Origin of the sequence: Photobacterium damselae (genome assembly GCF_003026815.1) — a bacterium.
Taxonomy (GTDB): domain Bacteria; phylum Pseudomonadota; class Gammaproteobacteria; order Enterobacterales; family Vibrionaceae; genus Photobacterium; species Photobacterium damselae.
In genome coordinates this window covers 1-1,273 of the sequence record NZ_PYOG01000094.1, presented here as the reverse complement: position 1 = coordinate 1,273, position 1,273 = coordinate 1, and the positions used below count along the sequence as shown (strand labels likewise).

Genomic DNA, 1,273 nt, shown 5'->3' with positions numbered 1-1,273 from the left:
TACAAAACATGGAAAGATGAGTTAGAAGCTAATCAGAAATCGTTACTGGAAAAAATGGGGTTTTCAGAAGAGTTTACCCGTGTTTTCATGACTGAAATCACTCGACACGCCACCGAAGCCGAACGCCGTTACCGTGATATGGCAGATGATGCCAAGGAGCAGAGTCAACAGGCAATTGATGATCTTGAACGAGCAGAAGATCGTTTGTATAAACAAACAGCCTTACTTGAGCAACGCGAAAAACAAATCAAAAACCTAGAAGCTGAATTGGCACAAACTGAAAATGCACAGCTTGCCATCACTCAAGAGTTGCGCCAACAAATTGAATCCCTAACGGACCAATTGAATGAGTCAACGGTCAGTAATGAACGTTTGCGCACAGAGCTGGCGAAAAATGAAATCAAATTGGAAAGTAATGCGCTTATTGTTGAAGAATCTAAAAATAAAAATACTGAGCTTAATGAGCAAGTAAAATCCCTTAATGACAAGGTGATCGCCCAGGCACAAGAACTCACTCGATTTGAGTCCAAACAAGAGTCTCAAGAGCTGTTATTGTCTGAACTGCGTGAGACCAAAGCGGCACTACAAATGGCTAATAGCCATTTGGATAACGAGCTGCGCCAACTTCAACAAGAACGACACACCCTTAATTCGCATCTTAATGACGCTAAGAGCAACGGTGTTACACTTTCCAATCGCTTAGAGCAAGCCTCTGAGCAGATTGCTGAGCTTAAGGCTCAGCTACACCAAAATGATGAAATGATTAAGCGCTATGAGACGCTGTTGAAAAACGAATGATAATCGCATGAAAAGGTGATCTACCTAATGAATAAACTGTATGGATATACAGTTTATGGTGTCCTCATGTATATAATTAATAGCATTATTATTAATAAGGACATTTCGATGATTATTAATCATGTTTCTGTTGGTACGTCAGATATTACTGCTGCAGTGAAGTTTTACGACGCCGTGTTGGCGGTATTATCTATTGAACGTTCTCATTATATTGAAAATATTGCTGCAGCTTATGGTGATAATTACGAGTTTTGGGTGGGGTATCCATACAGTGGAAATCATGGTGCTGGTAATGGGACTCACATCGCTTTTAATTCTTCAAGTAAAGAGTCAGTAGAGCGATTTCATCAAACTGCAATCGAATTAGGGGCAACCTGCTGTGGTAAGCCTGGCGTTCGTCCTGAATACGGTGAAAACTATTATGCAGCATATGTCTTAGATCTTGATGGTAATAAGATCGAAGCCGTATTTTTAT

At 40.3% G+C, this 1,273-nt stretch carries 2 protein-coding genes; both read left to right on the top strand.

The window, feature by feature from the left end:
- Positions 1 to 798, top strand: a 798-nt coding sequence (locus CTN07_RS22435) for a coiled-coil domain-containing protein (protein WP_107183774.1), incomplete at its 5' end; no start/stop codon positions are given.
- A gap of 108 nt (positions 799 to 906) precedes the next feature.
- A partial coding sequence (locus CTN07_RS22430; protein ID WP_107183773.1) for a VOC family protein occupies positions 907 to 1,273 on the top strand: 367 nt, incomplete at its 3' end.